Raw genomic sequence first — 202 nt, 5'->3', positions numbered from 1 at the left:
GAAGTCGAATGTGGGTCACACGCAGGCGGCGGCGGGTGTTGCTGGTGTGATCAAGATGGTGGAGGCGTTGCGTCGGGGGGCGTTGCCGGCGTCGCTGCACGCGGGGCGGCCGTCGCCGCATGTGGACTGGTCGTCGGGTGGGGTGCGGTTGCTGGACCGGGCGCGTGAGTGGCCGGAGGTGGGAAGGCTGCGTCGGGCGGGT

The 202-nt window shown here is 71.8% G+C and carries 1 pseudogene; it reads left to right on the top strand.

Annotated elements, in window-relative coordinates:
* A pseudogene (locus IG94_RS41410) lies at positions 1-202 on the top strand (polyketide synthase); the annotation flags it as partial.

The organism is Streptomyces olivaceus (assembly GCF_000721235.1).
Lineage (GTDB): Bacteria > Actinomycetota > Actinomycetes > Streptomycetales > Streptomycetaceae > Streptomyces > Streptomyces olivaceus.
This window is presented reverse-complemented; position numbering and strand designations above follow the sequence as displayed.